At 43.5% G+C, this 507-nt stretch carries 1 protein-coding gene; it reads left to right on the forward strand.

Annotated features, from left to right (window positions below; translation table 11 throughout):
• Positions 1-507: hypothetical protein (locus AC1DU2_RS30895; protein WP_477389485.1), on the forward strand; the 507-nt coding region annotated here is incomplete at both ends.

Raw genomic sequence — 507 nt, forward strand, 5'->3', positions numbered from 1 at the left:
CTTTGCTGCATTCACAGGTGGCCCAAAAAGAGATTTAGGTAATGCGGATTTCACAGGTGGTCCGAAAAGAGATTTAGGCAATGCTGACTTTGCATTCACAGGTGGCCCAAAAAGAGATTTAGGTAATGCTGATTTTGCTTTCACAGGMGGTCCGAAAAGAGATTTAGGTAACGCWGATTTTGCTTTCACAGGYGGTCCRAAAAGAGATTTAGGTAACGCWGATTTCACAGGYGGTCCGAAAAGAGATTTAGGCAATGCTGACTTTGCATTCACAGGTGGCCCAAAAAGAGATTTAGGTAATGCGGATTTCACAGGTGGTCCGAAAAGAGATTTAGGCAATGCTGACTTTGCATTCACAGGTGGCCCAAAAAGAGATTTAGGTAATGCTGATTTTGCTTTCACAGGAGGTCCGAAAAGAGATTTAGGTAACGCTGATTTTGCTTTCACAGGCGGTCCGAAAAGAGATTTAGGTAACGCAGATTTCACAGGTGGTCCGAAAAGAGATTT

This window comes from Mucilaginibacter sp. P4_C11, from assembly GCF_056402115.1.